Source organism: Oceanisphaera sediminis (assembly GCF_039539745.1).
Classification (GTDB): Bacteria; Pseudomonadota; Gammaproteobacteria; order Enterobacterales; family Aeromonadaceae; genus Oceanimonas; species Oceanimonas sediminis.
Genome location: NZ_BAABDS010000004.1, coordinates 54,472 through 70,365, shown reverse-complemented (window position 1 = coordinate 70,365; position 15,894 = coordinate 54,472). Strand labels below are relative to the sequence as shown.

Sequence of the window (15,894 nt, the reverse complement as noted above, 5' to 3'; positions counted from 1 at the left end):
GTGAGCGCCCCTCTGCCACCCGGACTGAGCCCACTGGCATCGATTCCGGAACACCTGTTTGCGCTGGTGGTGACCCACCCGCTCGGCAGCCTGCTGCCCAGGGCCACCCAGGTGCAACACATGCTGGAACAACTGGATAAGGGCAAACTGCCACGGCCCGGTAGCTGGCTCAACAGCAGTACCGAACGCCGACTTCGCCAGTTACTGGTGCGATCCGGCGCCCTGGATTACTGCAAGCAAACCCCGGAAGTGACCCAGGCGGTGGTGCAGGACATTCTGCTGGCGCTGGAGCTGGTAGAGCTGAGCTGGCCGGCCACCGCCGGCGGGCTGACGCTGCACGGAACACCGGCCTGCCTGGCGGAAACCCGCGCCCGGGCACGTCATACTCGCACCGAGCTGAACAAGCTGGCCGAACAGTGGCAGCACAGGGTCAGCCTGTGGCAGTCGCTGGATCAGGTGGCGGAAGAGCTGGGCATAGCCCCGGCCATCGGCACCGATCAGAACAGCGGCCAGCTACGCGATCGCGCCTGGTTTGATCTGTTGCGGCTCAGCCAGTGGGTGGCACAAATTCAGCCATTGCAGCGTCTGCTGCAGTTGCTGGGCCAGCAAAGGCCCAATCCGGAGCAAAGCGCCAGCCTGAGCCGGCTGATGCAACAGATGAGTCCGAAGGAGCAAGGTCCGCAGGAGCGAAAAATACCCGGTGTTCCGATGGAAACCCAGGGCATTACCCGCTCCGACAATCTGGCCCGCATGCTGCCGCTGGAAGCGGCCTTCATGGGCCACGAGGTGCTGCACATGCTGTGGCATGCCCGCCGGGCCGAGCAGGGGCTGCTCAGCTATGCGGTGGCCGGGGTCATGCCCATCGACGCCGGCAACGACTGGACGTCTCCCCGCTCCGGCAAGGGTGAAGGTGCCGGTCAGGGTCTGCAACAGGGACCCCTTATTCTGTGTCTGGATACCTCGGCTTCCATGCACGGCATGGCGGAACAGGTCTCGAAAGCGCTGGTGCTCGAAACCCTGCGCCTGGCCAAAAAGCAGAATCGAGGTTGTCTTATCTACCTGTTCGGCGGCGCCGATGAACTGCTGACCCTGGACAATCAAACCCTGACCCTGCCCGAGCTGCTGGACATGCTGCGCGGCTCCTTCAGCGGCGGCACCGACGTCAATACGCCGCTGCAGGCGGCCTTGCAGCGGCTGCAGCAGCAAGGCTGGCAGCAGGCGGATATTCTGCTGGTGAGTGACGGCGAGTTTCAGGTCGACGCCGCCCTGCGCCAGCAGGTAGACCAGGCCAAGGAAAAGCAGGGGGTGCGCCTGTTCGGGTTACAGCTTGGCTATGCCACCGCCCTGCACGCCATGAGCCAGCTATGCGATCCGGTGCATCTGTTCAGCGACTGGAAAAGCCTGGAGCAGGCCGCACGCCTGCAGTAATGGCCGTTTATCCCCGGCGCAGCAACACCTGCCGGGGTTCGCCGGGACCAAAATAGTCCGGCTCCTCAGTTTCAAATTCGAATCCCAGCGAGCGGTAGAGTCCCGCCGCCGGGTTATTCGGGTGTACGGTCAAGCGCTGCTCGCAACAGCCGCGCTGTGCCAGCTCGGCCAGCAATCGTTGCAGCAATGCCTTGCCGATCCCCATGCCACGCTGCCGTTCATCCACCGCCAGCGACAGAATCCAGCCCTGCTCTTTCGCCTCGCCCATGCTGCCCAGGGCATATCCCACAAGCCCCGCTTCGCTTTCCGCTACCAGCAGGGTGCCCGGCCACAGATCAAGCGCCTGACGAATAAAAAAATCAGGATAGCCGTGTTCACCAAAGCCTCCCAGCTCCAGCCGAAAGACCTCTCCCAAATCGGCCTTGGTCGCCGCTCTTATCTTCATTCTCACTCCCGGGCCTGCATGTCGGCCAATACTCGTTACATGGCGGTAAATGGTAAAGCAAAGTCCGCGGTCGGCATAATGCTGACAGACTCTAGAGGCAATACAGCCGCCTCTTCTTCACTTCCGAGTCTCCGGTTGGCTGTGCCAACAGGCAACGCCGGAGCATCAAGGAGGACAAAGGGATCTGCTCCGCCGACCGTTAGCGCCATGGATCGCGCCGTCGAGCCTCCATGGATGGATTCACGGCGGGTCGGAGGAGCGGACCCTTTGTTCGGGATTGAGATCCTGGGGCTGGTCAAATAACAACCGAATCGATGTCATGCACTAAGCTCTAATGAGTATCGAGTGGGAGCAGATAATATGAGCTGGCGTGGGCCGTTATTATTGTTAGTGCTGTTATTGTGGCTAGGGCTGGGAATGCAGGCGTTGGCGCAAGAGCGTTACTGGCAGCTTGACGTCAAGGGCGGCATCGGCCCCGGCACCTCGGACTTTATCGTCACCGAGCTGAATCAGGCACAGACAGAAAAACCCGCCTTCGTACTGCTGAACATGGATACCCCCGGCGGCCTTTACAGCGCCACCCGGGACATCATCACCGCCATACTGGAATCACGCATACCGGTCGTGGTCTATGTGTCACCCGGTGGCGCCCGTGCCGCCTCGGCCGGCACCTATATCCTCTATGCCAGCCATGTGGCCGTCATGGCGCCGGGTACCCATCTGGGCGCGGCCACGCCGGTGCAGATAGGCGGCCCTTCCCTGCCTGGTACGCCGACCGAAAAGGACAAGAGCACAGACAAGAGTGAAGACGAAGACCCGCAGGATACGTCGTCTCCCGGTAGCACCGCCATGGAACGCAAGACCCTGAACGATGCCATCGCCTATATTCGTTCTCTGGCCCAGCTGCGCGGACGCAACGCCGACTGGGCCGAGCTGGCGGTACGCGATGCCGCCACTCTCACCGCCACCGAAGCGCTGGACAAAAATGTCATCGAGCTGATCGCCGACGATATACCGGCCCTGCTGCAGGGCCTTGACGGTCGCACACTGGAGCTACACGGCAGCAGCTATACCTTTGCCAGCTCCGGACTGCAGGGCGAGCAGCGCCAGCCCGACTGGCGCCAGCGCTTTATCATCACCATCAGCAACCCCAATATCGCCTATCTGCTGATGCTGGTCGGCGTCTATGGTCTGCTGCTGGAGTTTTACAGCCCCGGCTTTGGCGTGGCCGGGGTCACCGGCGCCATCTGCCTGATGCTGGCCTTGCTGGCGTTGCAGATGCTGCCGTTCAGTACCGCCGGACTGGCCCTGCTGGGGCTGGGGCTGGCATTGATGGTGGCCGAGGGGCTCTCTCCCAGTTTCGGTATTCTGGGCGGTGGTGGCCTGGTCGCTTTCGTCATCGGATCCGTGCTGCTGTTCGACACTCCGGATCAGGCATTCAGGGTGGCCTGGCCTTTTATCGCCGCCTTTACCCTGTTTTCACTGACCCTGATCCTGGTGGTGGTGCGAATGCTGGTTAAACAACGTCATGCCGCACCGGTGTCGGGCGCAAACGCCATGATCGGGGAACAGGGCATCGCCCTGACCGTCATTGACCCCACCGGCACCGTTATGGTGCAGGGCGAACGCTGGCAGGCCCGCAGCCGGCAACCCGTTGCCGCCCATCAGCCCATCGTGGTGCTGGCGGTAGAAGATCTCACCCTCAACGTCGCTCCGGCGAAGGAGACTCCGTCATGATCATCGATTTTCTCTACTTCCAACTGCTGATAGTGATCCTGGTGGTGATGCTGTTTGCCAGCATGTTTCGAATACTGCGGGAATACGAACGGGGGGTGATCTTCCTGCTGGGGCGTTTTTACAAGATAAAGGGGCCCGGCTTCATCATCCTGATCCCCTTCGTGCAGCAAATGGTGCGCGTCGATCTGCGTATCATTACCATGGACGTGCCGTCGCAGGATCTGATCTCCAGAGACAACGTCACGGTGCGGGTGAATGCCGTGCTCTATTTCCGGGTGCTGGATCCGCAGAAGGCCATCATCAATATCGAAAATTTTCTCGAAGCCACCAGTCAGCTGGCCCAAACCACCATGAGATCGGTACTGGGTCAGCATGAGCTGGACGAGATCCTCTCGGCCCGGGACACCCTCAATGCAGACTTGCAACGTATTCTGGATCAGAGCACCGACAACTGGGGTATCAAGGTCACGGCGGTAGAAATAAAACACGTCGATCTGGACGAGTCGATGATCCGCGCCATCGCCCGCCAGGCCGAGGCAGAGCGGTCTCGTCGGGCCAAGGTGATCCACGCTACCGGTGAGCTGGAAGCCTCCAAGCAGTTGCTGGAAGCCGCCCGCATGCTGGGCCAGCAGCCGGAAGCGATACAATTACGTTATCTGCAGACGTTGACAGAAATTACCAACGACAACAGCAAGATCATCGTGTTTCCGCTGCCGATGGATCTGGGCAAGTTACTGCAGCCCATCATAGAGCCGGCCGCTGCACCGAAAGATCCCCAGTCACCCAGCGAGATCACCTGATTTGCAAGGCTCCATCACCCTTGCTGGCCCCGCTTCTGTGGGGCCAGGTAAGTAATACCAATTTGAATAAACATCTGATCATTTTAACCCCGGGTTCAGAGGCAACACAGCCGCCTCCCACGACACGCAATGAACCCATCCATGGGGGCTCGGAAATGCCGTCCCTGGCATTTCACGGTCGTGGGAGTCGTTCTCTATTGCCTCTTCTCGAGCATCGAGTTGTCTGTAGACGGCGCTAACAGGCAACGCCGGTGCATCAAGGAGGACAAAGGGATCTGCTCAGCCGACCATTCGCGCCACGGATGGCGCGGCTGAGCCTAGAGGGGGCAGCTTGCTGCCGTGACGAAGTGCTTTAGTCTGATCGAACATCCAGTGAATGTTCGCAGTAGGCTAAAGCAGTGAGTGTCACGTCCCACGGCGAGTCGGCGGAGCGGGCCCTTTGTGCGACTTTTATACAAAAGCGGAATAGATCATTTGTTTATTGGGATTGGTATAATTCAGCCTGACAGGATATGGGATAAGGACCCACTAAAAAGCCCGACTCATGGTCGGGCTTTTTAGTTCGAGTATCTTTTAGTTCGAGTATCTTTTAGTTCGAGGTATCCAGCGGCTCGAAGTTTTTCACCAGTTCATCCAGCGCCTTCAGCTGAGCCAGGAAGGGTTCGAGCTTGGCCAGCGGCAGGGCGCTGGGGCCGTCGCACTTGGCATTGGCCGGATCGGGATGCGCTTCCAGGAAGAGTCCGGCCAGGCCCGTCGCCAGACCTGCGCGTGCCAGATCCACTATCTGCTCCCGGCGACCGCCTGAGGCTTCGCCCAGCGGATCGCGGCACTGCAGGGCATGGGTCACGTCGAAGATGATGGGGGCACCACCGGTGGCCTGTTTCATCACGCCGAAGCCCAGCATGTCGACCACCAGGTTGTCATAACCGAAGTTGGCACCCCGTTCGCACAGCATCAGCCGGTCGTTGCCGCATTCGATAAACTTGTCGACGATATTCTTCATCTGCCCCGGGCTCAGGAATTGGGGCTTCTTGATGTTGATCACCCGGCCGGTTCTGGCCATGGCTTCCACCAGATCGGTCTGCCGGGCCAGAAAGGCCGGCAGCTGGATCACGTCCGCCACTTCGGCCACCGGTGCCGCCTGATCGGGCTCGTGCAGGTCGGTAATCACCGGCACCTTGAAGGTGTCTTTCACTTCCTGCAGCAGTTTCATGCCCTCTTCCAGGCCGGGGCCACGAAAGGAATGAATGGAGGAGCGGTTGGCCTTGTCCCAACTGGCCTTGAACACATAGGGAATGCCGAGCTTGTCGGTCACCTTGACGTAATGTTCGCAGGCCCGCATGGCCAGATCACGCGACTCAAGTACGTTGATACCGCCGAACAACACGAAGGGCTGATCGTTGGCAACGGGAATATGATTGATATGAACGGTTTTCATCAAGACTGCTCCTAATGGAGGGTTTTGGGGCCCAGATCCAGGGCCACTATCTGGGCTTTGAGCACATCGGCCACCGGATCTTCCGGGCAGTGCTCGATAAAGAACTCAAAATCATCGGCGGCAAGCTGATCGCAGTCGAGTTGCTCGAACAGAAATCCCCGATCACGCCGTTCAAACGGACAGTCGGGCTTGAGCTTGAGCAACAGCTGGCTGCAGGCCAGGGCCTGGGAAAATTGCTTGTGATGAATAAAGGACGCCTTGGTCACGTTCAGCAGTCGAGTCAGTATGTCCAGCTTTTCGGCGGCCTTGAGATGATTGGGTTTGATGCGGGCCAGATTACCCCGGGCACCACGCAGCAATTGCTCCATTTCATGACGAGACAAGTGACGGCCGGTGAAGGGGTCGATAACCACGCCTTCTTTCTTGAACCAGACACGCACCAGAAAATGCCCCGGAAAGCCGATACCCTCGGCCTTGATCCCGAAACGCTCGCACAGGTGCAGCAACAGAATACCCAGGGTCACCGGAATGCCGCGACGACGGCTCAGCACCCGGTTCATCAGGCAGTTATCGCTGGAGAAAAAACGCTCCCAGTCACCGGCCATGCCCAGAGGGCCATAGAGTGCCGACAGCAGTTGTTGCGCCGTCGGTCGCTCCTGATCTTTCAGCTGCTCGGCCAGCTCCTGCTCCAGCGCAAAGAGGCTGACTTGTGCCTGATCTCGTGCCTTGAGCCCGTAGAGGCTTTCCACCACGTCCAGGGCCAATGTCATCAGACTGCGAGGCTCGTCGCTTGACCAGCCATCACTGATGTTTGTTTTCAGCATTCAGCCTCCCGGGCCACTGTGCCAGTGTTATTCGTTCCTGACCGCCATAATCGCGCAGGGTTTCCACTTGCTGGTAGCCCAGCGCCATAAAGTCGTTGCGCACCAGGGCGCCCTGCTGCCAACCGTGCTCCAGCAGCAACCAGCCACCAGGCTCAAGATGCTCGCGAGACTGGTCAATCAAATAGTGCAGATCCGCCATGCCCTGCTGCTCCGCCACCAGCGCCGACGCCGGCTCGAAACACACATCTCCTGATTGTAAATGAGGATCGGCGGCGTCGATATAGGGCGGATTGGACAGTATCATGTCAAAACAGAGCCCTCCCAGCGGCGCGAACCAGCTGCCCTGACGTACCTCGACATCCAGCTCCAGCCGGGCGGCGTTGCGCCGGGCCAGCGCCGCCGCGTCGGGGTTATATTCCACCGCCAGCACCGTATCGGCGGGACGTTCGCTTTTCAGCGCCAGCGCGATGGCGCCGGTGCCGGTACCCAGATCCACCAGGGTGGCCGGCCGCGCAGGCAAACGGGCCAGGGCCGCTTCGATGATGATTTCGGTGTCGGGTCGAGGGATTAGGGTGGCGGGTGAGACTTCCAGCGCCAGCGACCAGAATTCGCGCTCGCCGGTCAGATAGGCCACCGGCTCACCGCTCTTCCGGCGGGCCAACAGGGCCGCCAGCCGCTCACTCTCGGCCGCCGTCGGCTCGTATTCCGGCCACGCCAGCAGAAAACTGCGCGGCTTCGCCAGTACATGACACAGCAATACGTCCGCATCCACCGCCGGCGACTCGCCCCCCGCCAGTTGCGATCGCAGCCACTGCCGCCATTGCGCCAGGGTCATTACTGCTCCGCCAGCGAGGCCAGCAAATCGGCCTGGTGTTCCTGCAATATCGGCTGGGTCAGCATGTCGAGCTGACCTTCCAGCACTTCGCTCAGCCGGTACAGGGTCAGGTTGATACGATGATCCGACACCCGTCCCTGCGGGTAGTTGTAGGTACGAATGCGGTCGGAACGATCGCCGGTGCCCAGCAGATTGCGACGGGTGTTCTGCTCTTCGGCATGGCGCTTGTCCTGCTCCATCTGCGCCAGCCGCGAGTTCAGTACCGCCATCGCCTTGGCCCGGTTTTTATGCTGCGAACGTTCATCCTGACATTCCACCACCATGCCGGACGGCAGGTGGGTAATACGAATGGCCGAGTCGGTTTTATTGACGTGCTGACCACCGGCGCCGGAGGCCCGAAAGGTGTCGATCTTGAGATCGGCGGGGTTGATGTCGATGGCTTCGGCTTCCGGCACTTCGGGCATCACCGCCACCGTGCAGGCGGAGGTATGAATGCGGCCCTGAGACTCGGTCTCGGGCACCCGTTGCACCCGATGGCCGCCCGACTCGAACTTGAGTTGACCGTAGACGCCGACTCCTTCGATGCGGGCAATCAGCTCCTTGAAACCGCCGTGCTCGCCCTCGTTGGCGCTGATGATTTCCACCCGCCAGCGTTGCTGCTCGGCGTAACGGCTGTACATGCGAAACAGGTCGCCGGCGAAGATGGCAGCCTCGTCGCCGCCGGCACCGGCGCGGATTTCCAGAAAGCAGTTGTTGTCGTCGTTGGGATCCTTCGGCAGCAGCAGTATCTGCAGCTCGACGCTCAGGGCTTCGATGGTGTCCTTGGCGGCGTCGATTTCTTCCTGCGCCATCAGCTTCATCTCGGCGTCGTCTTCCGCCAGCATCTCTTTGCCGGCAGCCAGGTCGGCTTCGGCCTGACGATAACGGCGAAAACAGCCGACCACGTCTTCCAGTTGGGAATATTCACGAGTCAGGGCCCGGTAGCGGTCCTGATTATTGATAACAGAGGCTTCGCCCAGCAGCGCCTGCACCTCTTCGTAACGCTCCTGCAGGCCTTCCAGTTTCTTCAGTATGGATATGTTCATGATGTCTCGCCGCTGTGGCTCAATCAGCGCTGACCAAGCTTCAGGCTCTGGGCCAGCACGGCCAGGATTTCCTGCTCGCCGTCTTTGCCCGCCTGGTTCAGCGCCTGAGTAGGAGTGTGGATCAGTTTGTTGGTAAGCCGACGTGCCAGCCGCTGCATGGTTTGCGCGGCATCTTCGCCGTGAGCCAGCGCCCGTAGGGCATGGTCCAGTTCCTGCTGTTGCATCTGCTCGGCCTGGCTGCGGTAATCGCGAATCAGGTTCACCGACTCGAGCGAGCGGAACCAGGCCATGAATTGATCCCGCTCATCCAGAATGATGAGTTCGGCCTGACCGGCGGCCCGTTTTCGGCTCTCCAGATTCTGCTCGATGATGCCCTGTAAATCGTCCACCGTGTACAGATAGGCGTCGTTAAGCTCATCGACCTCGGGCTCGATATCCCGCGGCACCGCGATGTCGACCAGCAGAATGGGCTGCTGGCGACGTGCCTTGAGCGCCCGTTCTACCATGCCCTTGCCGATGATCGGCAGGGGGCTGGCGGTGGAGCTGATCACGATATCGGCCTTGGGCAGATAGTCGGGAATCTGCTCCAGGGTCATCACCTCGGCACCAAACTCCTGCGCCAGGTTTTGGGCCCGATCCAGGGTACGGTTGGCCACCATCATTTTGGTGACCGACTGTTCCTTGAGATGACGCGCCACCAGTTCGACGGTTTCACCCGCCCCCACCAGCAACACCCGGGTACGGCTGAGATCGGAGAAGATACGCTTGGCCAGGCTGACGGCGGCAAAGGCCACCGACACGGCACTGGCACCAATTTCGGTTTCGGTGCGCACCCGCTTGGCCACGGAAAACGTCTTCTGAAACAACCGTTCCAGCACGCCCTTGAGAGAGCCGACCTGATGCGACTGGCCATAGGCCTGCTTGATCTGACCCAGTATTTGCGGCTCTCCCAATACCAGGGAGTCCAGTCCACAGGAAACCCGCATCAAGTGTCGTGCGGCCTCTTCGCCGCTGTGCTGATACAGACAGGCGGTCAGTTCATCTTCATCCAGCCGATGAAAATGCTGCAGCCAGTGCCGCACCGAATCGCTGTCGCCATCGGGCTCCAGACAGCAGTAAAGCTCGGTGCGGTTACAAGTCGACAGTATCACCACCTCGTTTACGCCTTGGGTATGCATCAGCTCCCGAAGTGCCTTGGGGGCAATTTCAGGTCCGAATGCCACCCGTTCGCGCAGGGCGACGGAAGCTGTCTTGTGATTAATTCCCAGTACCAACAGGTTCATGAGGGTTTTGCGCGGCTCACAGCATCTTTCGAATAGCCGGCTATTGTACGAGAAAGACCGGGGCTTTAAAAGGCGCTGACCTTGCCCTTATACTGACGACAAATTTCATTCCGGGGTTATCCGTGCGTATTTTACTGTTCACCTTTGCTTTGCTGTGGCTGTCGGGCTGTGCCTACCAGGCTCAGCAAGCCCCCGTCGGCTCCTGGCAAGCCCAGAAAACCACCCTGGCTCAATTGCAGCAATGGCAGCTGTCGGCGCGGCTCGGCATTATCACCCCCGATGAACGTGGCAGCCTCAGCCTGTTCTGGCGTCAGAACAGCGATGACTACCGCATGAACCTGACCAATGTGGTCGGCAAACGGGTGTTCGATTTGAGTCGGCGTCAGGGGCTGGTGGTGCTGACCGACAGCGAGGGCCGGCAACATCAGGCCACCGATGCCCGCGAGCTGGTGTTTCGCCTCACCGGTTGGGATCTGCCGGTCGAGCAGTTGTCGTACTGGATAAAGGGCCTGCCGGGGGAAGCGGATCAGGTGGAATATGACGCCGACGGGCGCCCCGAAACCATAGTGGCCCATGGCTGGCGACTGCGTTATCTGGGCTATACCCGGATTGACGGACTCTGGCTGCCCAGCCGGCTCGATCTGAGCCACGACACCACCACCCTGCGTCTGGCCATCAACCAATGGGAGCTGAAATGATGATGGTGCTGCCGGCTCCGGCCAAGCTGAATCTGTTTCTGTACATTACCGGTCGCCGGGATGACGGTTACCACAACCTGCAAACCCTGTTTCAGTTTGTCGACCACGGTGACAGCCTGGGCTTCGAGCCCGCCCCCGACGGCGAGCTGTCGCTGCATCCCGCCCTGCCCGGGGTGGCCGAGGAACAAAATCTGATCATCAAGGCCGCCCGTCTGCTGCAACACCACACCGGCTGCACTCAGGGGGCGCGCATTCACCTGACCAAGCGCCTGCCGATGGGCGGTGGCCTGGGCGGTGGCTCCAGCGATGCCGCCACCACCCTGGTGGCCCTGAACCGGTTATGGCAGCTCGGGTTGCCAACCGAACAACTGGCACAACTGGGGCTGACACTCGGTGCCGATGTGCCGGTATTTATCCGCGGCCAGGCCGCCTTTGCCGAAGGCGTGGGCGACATTCTGACTCCGGCTCACCCGCCAGAGCCCTGGTATCTGGTGCTGCATCCCGAGATTGAAGTGGCCACCGCCGCCGTGTTCAACGACCCGGAACTCACCCGTAACAGCCCGGTATTAAGCCTGCAACAACGGCTGGCGTTACCCTGGCAAAACGATTGTGAACCCCTGGTCAAAAAGCACCACCCCGAGGTTGCCAAGCTCCTTGGCTGGTTGCTAGAATACGCGCCGTCAAGAATGACGGGCACCGGAGCCTGTATTTTCGCCAGTTTTGGCAGCCGGGAAAAGGCAGAACAAACCCTGGCAAAGGCACCGGAAGGCACACGCGGATTTGTCGCGAAAGGCTGCAATTTATCGCCACTTTTCAGTGCATTACAGAAAATGGACGCCGCCACCCCGTCATCAAACACGGCAACCTAGACAACGATTGCAGAAACCGGGGATGGGCCCTGTTTCGCTCTTGGTTTCAAGAGTCAATCGGTTGTTCAGTGACACCTGCAGGACGACAGAGCACAAGGCCCACTTGCCGTCCGGGTTTTTAACCCGACTACCTGCCAGGCGCACGACAGACTAGAATAGAATTCTAAAACAGACTGGATAGCGGATGTTTGTTCCGTGATAACGGGTTCACGGCCCCGTCCAGTCTCGCCACCCATGAAGCAACCCCGAGGTTTTCAACCGTGCCCGACATGAAGCTGTTTGCTGGTAATGCTACGCCGGAACTCGCCCAACGTATCGCCGACCGTCTTTTCATCAAACTGAGTGCTGCCGATGTTGGCCGTTTCAGTGATGGCGAAATCAGCGTTCAAATCAACGAAAATGTACGGGGCGGCGATGTCTTCATCATCCAGTCTACCTGTGCTCCGACCAACGACAACCTGATGGAACTGATCGTGATGGTGGATGCGTTGCGTCGTGCCTCCGCCGGTCGTATCACCGCGGTTATCCCCTACTTCGGTTATGCCCGTCAGGATCGTCGCGTACGTTCCTCTCGTGTGCCGATTACCGCCAAGGTAGTGGCCGACTTCCTGTCCAGCGTGGGTGTTGATCGGGTGTTGACCGTTGACCTGCACGCCGAGCAGATTCAGGGTTTCTTCGATGTGCCGGTAGACAATGTCTTCGGTACCCCGGTGCTGCTGGAAGACATGAAAGCCAAGAACCTGCAGGATGCCGTGGTGGTTTCACCCGATATCGGTGGTGTGGTTCGCGCTCGTGCCGTGGCCAAGCTGCTGGATGAAACCGACATCGCCATCATCGACAAGCGTCGTCCGCGCGCCAACGTGTCCCAGGTGATGCACCTGATCGGTGACGTTGAAGGCCGTGACTGCGTGATCGTCGACGACATGATCGACACCGGTGGTACCCTGTGCAAGGCCGCCGAAGCCCTGAAAGAGCGCGGCGCCAAGCGGGTATTTGCCTACGCCACTCACGCCGTGTTCTCCGGCAATGCCGCCCAGAACATCAAGGATTCCGTGATCGATGAAGTTATCATCACCGACTCGGTTCCGCTGAGCGAAGAGATGAAGGCACTGGACAAGGTCAAGCAATTGTCTCTGTCGCCGATGCTGGCCGAAGCCATTCGTCGCATCAGCAACGAAGAATCCATCTCCGCCATGTTCGAGCAGTAAGCACTGAGCGCCTGAAGCGTTAAGCTGAAAGCCGAAAGTCAAAAAGCCCGCGAATTCGCGGGCTTTTTTGTGCTTGGGAATCGGGAATCGGGAATCGGGAATCGGGAATCGGACATTGTAGGCCCCAATCCCAATTCCCTAATCCCTAATCCCTAATCCCCAATCCCTAATCCCTAATCCCCGCAGTTACCCGTAAAACCGCACAAAGTAATAGCCGCTGAGGCCGATACCAAAGGCCACTATGCCCCAGGCCAGCAGCTTCGGTCTGATCCACACCAGCACCCTGGCCCCCAGCTTGCCACCCAGCAGATACCCCAACGCCAGCAACAAGGCCTCATGCCAGTACACCAGCCCCGAGAACGAATACACCACTATGGTGGCACCGCTGGCCAGCATCGACAAATACAGCTTGATGGCATGCTGCTGCAGATTTGACCCCAAACGTAGCTGGCCGCACAGCGCCATCAGCAAGACACCCAGGCCGCCCCCGAAGAAGCCGCCGTAAAAACTGCCGCCCAGTAACATGGGCCAGGCCCGGCGACGCAACTGCAGCGGCCCCTCGGAGCCGGAGCGGCTCAACAGCTGGCGTCCGTAGAGCACACTCACCCCCAGCAACAGCCAGGGCACCAGATAGTTGAAGTTATCCGCATGAAATTGCACCAGCGTCAAGGCACCCAGGCCGCCGCCCAGCAGACCGATCAGGGTCAGCGCCAGCAGAGGTCCCTGGCTCAACTGGCGGCGAATGCCCCAGAAGGCGCTGACATAACCCGGCCAGGACGCCACGCTGGCGGTAGCCACCGCACCGGTACTGGGCAGCCCCAGCGCCAGCAAGGCCGGCAGGGTGAAAAAAAGACCGCCGCCGGCCAGGGCATTGACCACCCCGGCCAGTAGCGACCAGCCTAATAATTCGAACATGATGTTATTCCGTAGCAGAGGAGTTCTGGGTGTAAAATGAACGATCATACACCCAAATTATGAAAAACAATAACAACAAATATTGTAAACAATGCTGTTCAAACCGCCTATTATGGTGGATTGGTTCGACCGAGGTGGCCATTATTGCCGCTCTTAATTAGAATATGGCGTCATTTTAACGGCCGACTCAGCATATGCACTCTATCGAACTGATTGTCGGGCTCGCTAACCCGGGCCCCGAATACGCCCAGACTCGCCATAATGCCGGCGCCTGGTATGTGGCCGAGCTGGCCCGGATGCACGGCGGCCAACTTAAAGAAGAAGGCAAGTTCTTCGGCTGGACCAGCCGGGTACGCATCCAGGGAAAAGATGTCCGCCTGCTGATCCCGGCCACCTTCATGAACCGTTCGGGCAAGGCGGTGGCTGCCATGGCCAATTTTTACCAGATACCGCCCGAGTCGATTCTGGTGGCCCACGACGAACTGGATCTTCCTCCGGGTAGCGCCCGCTTCAAACAGGGCGGCGGCCACGGCGGTCATAATGGCCTGCGCGATACCATCAGCAGCCTGGGTAACAACAAGGATTTTTACCGTCTGCGCATTGGCATCGGTCACCCGGGGCACAAGTCCCAGGTCGCCGGCTTTGTACTGACCAAGGCACCGGCCGCCGAGCACAGCCTGCTGGAAGCCGCCGTCGACGAGGCCGCTCGCTGCACCGATATTTTATTCAACGATGGCATGAACAAGGCAATGAATCGCCTGCATGCTTTTAACGCCGACTCCACCAAGTAACTCTTTTAGTCATCACTTTCAGGACACTCATCATGGGTTTTAAATGCGGTATCGTGGGCCTGCCCAATGTAGGCAAATCCACCCTGTTCAACGCGCTGACCAAGGCCGGTATCGAAGCCGCCAACTTTCCGTTCTGCACCATAGAGCCGAACACCGGCGTGGTGCCGATGCCGGACAAGCGTCTGGATGCCCTGGCCGAAATCGTCAAGCCTCAGCGCATACTGCCCACCTCCATGGAATTCGTGGACATCGCCGGCCTGGTCGCCGGTGCCTCCAAGGGGGAAGGTCTGGGTAACAAATTCCTGGCCAACATTCGTGAAACCGACGCCATCGGCCACGTGGTGCGCTGCTTCGACGATGACAATATCGTGCACGTATCCGGCAAGGTCTCGCCCAAGGACGATATCGACGTTATCAATATCGAACTGGCACTGGCGGATCTGGACACCTGCGAGCGCGCCATCCATCGTAACGCCAAGAAGGCCAAGGGCGGCGACCAGGATGCCAAATTTGAAGTGGCGGTACTGGAAAAATTGCTGCCGGCACTGGAAGAAGCCAGGGTACTGCGCAGCGTCGAACTGACCAAGGAAGAAAAAGCGGCCATCGACTACCTGAACTTCCTCACCATCAAGCCCACCATGTACATTGCCAACGTCAATGACGACGGCTTCGAGGACAACCCCTACCTGGCTCAGGTAATGGAAATCGCCGCCGCCGAAAACGCCGTCGTGGTACCGGTGTGCGCCGCCATGGAGTCGGAGATTGCCGAACTGGATGCGGAAGAAGCCGCCGAATTCATGGCCGATCTGGGCCTGGAAGAGCCGGGCCTGAACCGGGTGATCCGCGCCGGTTACGAGCTGCTCAACCTGCAGACCTACTTCACCGCCGGGGTGAAGGAAGTACGCGCCTGGACCATCCCCGTGGGTGCCACCGCCCCCCAGGCGGCCGGTAAAATCCACACCGACTTCGAGAAGGGCTTTATTCGCGCCCAAACCATCGCCTATGAAGACTTCATCACCTACAAGGGCGAACAGGGTGCCAAGGAAGCCGGCAAGCAGCGCGCCGAAGGCAAAGACTACATCGTCAAAGACGGCGATGTGATGAACTTCCTGTTCAACGTCTAAATATATTGTCATTCCCTCGCCTGTTGGCGGGGGGTTGGCAAAAAGGCCGGGCTTCATCGCTCGGCCTTTTTTGTTTAAAAAAACACCCACACTGTTTACCCTTGCACCATTCTGGCTGGTTTATGGCCAAACGATTGAGAAGGTCAAACTTTTCGGGAAAAAACGGTTGACGCTTTTGGCCCGGATACGCATAATGCGCCCCGTTCGGTGACGAGACGTCATCAACGAGAAAGCAATGGCTATGTAGCTCAGTTGGTTAGAGCACATCACTCATAATGATGGGGTCGCAGGTTCGAATCCCGCCATAGCCACCATTGCTGGGGTATCGCCAAGCGGTAAGGCAGCGGGTTTTGATCTCGCCATTCCCAGGTTCGAATCCTGGTACCCCAGCCATTTTTAAATGGCTGACAAGTA

Annotated in this window: 15 protein-coding genes and 2 tRNA genes; 10 read left to right on the top strand and 7 right to left on the bottom strand. The window is 59.4% G+C overall.

The features are described from left to right. On the top strand, window positions 1–1,428 hold the full coding sequence (locus ABD827_RS01770; protein WP_344961784.1) for a vWA domain-containing protein: 1,428 nt from the start codon (window positions 1–3) through the stop codon (window positions 1,426–1,428). A 7-nt stretch (window positions 1,429–1,435) separates the two neighbouring features. On the opposite strand, the gene ABD827_RS01765 is transcribed toward ABD827_RS01770, so the two are convergent. Next, entirely contained in the window at window positions 1,436–1,873 is a 438-nt protein-coding gene (locus ABD827_RS01765) for a GNAT family N-acetyltransferase (RefSeq protein WP_344961782.1), read from the bottom strand. Between the two features lie 360 nt (window positions 1,874–2,233). Between ABD827_RS01765 and ABD827_RS01760 the strand changes: the two genes are divergently transcribed. Then, entirely contained in the window at window positions 2,234–3,610 is a 1,377-nt protein-coding gene (locus tag ABD827_RS01760) for an NfeD family protein (RefSeq protein WP_344961780.1), read from the top strand. After that, window positions 3,607–4,410 (top strand): slipin family protein, encoded by an 804-nt coding sequence (locus ABD827_RS01755; RefSeq protein WP_344961778.1) that lies wholly within the window; start codon window positions 3,607–3,609, stop codon window positions 4,408–4,410. The genes ABD827_RS01760 and ABD827_RS01755 overlap by 4 nt, the downstream gene beginning before the upstream one ends. Before the next feature lie 589 nt (window positions 4,411–4,999). On the opposite strand, the gene kdsA is transcribed toward ABD827_RS01755, so the two are convergent. From kdsA to hemA, 5 genes are read right to left on the bottom strand one after another with little or no spacing between them, the layout of a single operon-like run. Then, window positions 5,000–5,848 (bottom strand): 3-deoxy-8-phosphooctulonate synthase, encoded by an 849-nt coding sequence (gene kdsA / locus ABD827_RS01750; protein ID WP_344961776.1) that lies wholly within the window; start codon window positions 5,846–5,848, stop codon window positions 5,000–5,002. 11 nt (window positions 5,849–5,859) lie between these two features. Further along, window positions 5,860–6,672: a SirB1 family protein gene (locus tag ABD827_RS01745; protein WP_344961775.1), complete on the bottom strand. Its 813-nt coding sequence runs from the start codon at window positions 6,670–6,672 to the stop codon at window positions 5,860–5,862. Next, complete coding sequence (gene prmC / locus ABD827_RS01740; protein WP_344961773.1) at window positions 6,650–7,507, bottom strand: peptide chain release factor N(5)-glutamine methyltransferase; 858 nt, start codon at window positions 7,505–7,507, stop codon at window positions 6,650–6,652. Before prmC ends, ABD827_RS01745 begins: the two co-directional genes overlap by 23 nt. Then, a complete protein-coding gene (gene prfA / locus ABD827_RS01735; RefSeq protein WP_298722836.1) occupies window positions 7,507–8,592 on the bottom strand; it encodes a peptide chain release factor 1 in 1,086 nt (361 codons plus the stop codon). The genes prmC and prfA overlap by 1 nt, the downstream gene beginning before the upstream one ends. 23 nt (window positions 8,593–8,615) lie before the next feature. After that, on the bottom strand, window positions 8,616–9,875 hold the full coding sequence (gene hemA, locus ABD827_RS01730) for a glutamyl-tRNA reductase (protein WP_344961771.1): 1,260 nt from the start codon (window positions 9,873–9,875) through the stop codon (window positions 8,616–8,618). A 122-nt stretch (window positions 9,876–9,997) separates the two neighbouring features. On the opposite strand from hemA, the gene lolB reads away from it, so the two are divergent. From lolB to ABD827_RS01715, 3 genes are all read left to right on the top strand, one after another. Then, the gene (lolB, locus tag ABD827_RS01725) at window positions 9,998–10,573 is read left to right on the top strand and encodes a lipoprotein insertase outer membrane protein LolB (RefSeq protein ID WP_344961769.1); all 576 of its coding nucleotides are present in this window, start codon (window positions 9,998–10,000) and stop codon (window positions 10,571–10,573) included. After that, window positions 10,573–11,442: a 4-(cytidine 5'-diphospho)-2-C-methyl-D-erythritol kinase gene (gene ispE / locus ABD827_RS01720; protein WP_344961829.1), complete on the top strand. Its 870-nt coding sequence runs from the start codon at window positions 10,573–10,575 to the stop codon at window positions 11,440–11,442. The genes lolB and ispE overlap by 1 nt, the downstream gene beginning before the upstream one ends. A 260-nt stretch (window positions 11,443–11,702) precedes the next feature. After that, window positions 11,703–12,650, top strand: coding sequence for a ribose-phosphate pyrophosphokinase (locus tag ABD827_RS01715; protein ID WP_298722827.1), 948 nt, complete (start codon window positions 11,703–11,705; stop codon window positions 12,648–12,650). 186 nt (window positions 12,651–12,836) lie between these two features. Here the strand turns inward: ABD827_RS01715 and ABD827_RS01710 are convergent, their stop codons facing one another. Next, window positions 12,837–13,565, bottom strand: coding sequence for a TSUP family transporter (locus ABD827_RS01710; protein ID WP_344961768.1), 729 nt, complete (start codon window positions 13,563–13,565; stop codon window positions 12,837–12,839). A 194-nt stretch (window positions 13,566–13,759) separates the two neighbouring features. Between ABD827_RS01710 and pth the strand changes: the two genes are divergently transcribed. From pth to ABD827_RS01690, 4 genes are all read left to right on the top strand, one after another. After that, window positions 13,760–14,356 carry an aminoacyl-tRNA hydrolase gene (gene pth / locus ABD827_RS01705; protein WP_344961766.1) on the top strand — a complete coding sequence of 199 codons (597 nt, stop codon included), beginning with the start codon at window positions 13,760–13,762 and terminating at the stop codon, window positions 14,354–14,356. A gap of 32 nt (window positions 14,357–14,388) precedes the next feature. Next, window positions 14,389–15,480 carry a redox-regulated ATPase YchF gene (ychF, locus tag ABD827_RS01700; protein ID WP_298722818.1) on the top strand — a complete coding sequence of 364 codons (1,092 nt, stop codon included), beginning with the start codon at window positions 14,389–14,391 and terminating at the stop codon, window positions 15,478–15,480. A 237-nt stretch (window positions 15,481–15,717) separates the two neighbouring features. Next, window positions 15,718–15,794: transfer RNA gene (locus tag ABD827_RS01695), tRNA-Met, on the top strand. Between the two features lie 4 nt (window positions 15,795–15,798). Then, window positions 15,799–15,873, top strand: a tRNA-Gln gene (locus tag ABD827_RS01690). Window positions 15,874–15,894 lie beyond the last annotated feature (21 nt).

Excerpts from the sequence above, each read along its gene's own strand:
- ispE (WP_344961829.1), top strand. The coding sequence starts at position 10,573 with ATGATGGTGCTGCCGGCTCCGGCCAAGCTGAATCTGTTTCTGTACATT.
- ABD827_RS01710 (WP_344961768.1), bottom strand. The coding sequence starts at position 13,565 with ATGTTCGAATTATTAGGCTGGTCGCTACTGGCCGGGGTGGTCAATGCC.
- ABD827_RS01755 (WP_344961778.1), top strand. The coding sequence starts at position 3,607 with ATGATCATCGATTTTCTCTACTTCCAACTGCTGATAGTGATCCTGGTG.
- ABD827_RS01760 (WP_344961780.1), top strand. The coding sequence starts at position 2,234 with ATGAGCTGGCGTGGGCCGTTATTATTGTTAGTGCTGTTATTGTGGCTA.
- ABD827_RS01745 (WP_344961775.1), bottom strand. The coding sequence starts at position 6,672 with ATGCTGAAAACAAACATCAGTGATGGCTGGTCAAGCGACGAGCCTCGC.
- kdsA (WP_344961776.1), bottom strand. The coding sequence starts at position 5,848 with ATGAAAACCGTTCATATCAATCATATTCCCGTTGCCAACGATCAGCCC.
- pth (WP_344961766.1), top strand. The coding sequence starts at position 13,760 with ATGCACTCTATCGAACTGATTGTCGGGCTCGCTAACCCGGGCCCCGAA.
- ABD827_RS01765 (WP_344961782.1), bottom strand. The coding sequence starts at position 1,873 with ATGAAGATAAGAGCGGCGACCAAGGCCGATTTGGGAGAGGTCTTTCGG.
- ychF (WP_298722818.1), top strand. The coding sequence starts at position 14,389 with ATGGGTTTTAAATGCGGTATCGTGGGCCTGCCCAATGTAGGCAAATCC.
- prmC (WP_344961773.1), bottom strand. The coding sequence starts at position 7,507 with ATGACCCTGGCGCAATGGCGGCAGTGGCTGCGATCGCAACTGGCGGGG.
- prfA (WP_298722836.1), bottom strand. The coding sequence starts at position 8,592 with ATGAACATATCCATACTGAAGAAACTGGAAGGCCTGCAGGAGCGTTAC.
- hemA (WP_344961771.1), bottom strand. The coding sequence starts at position 9,875 with ATGAACCTGTTGGTACTGGGAATTAATCACAAGACAGCTTCCGTCGCC.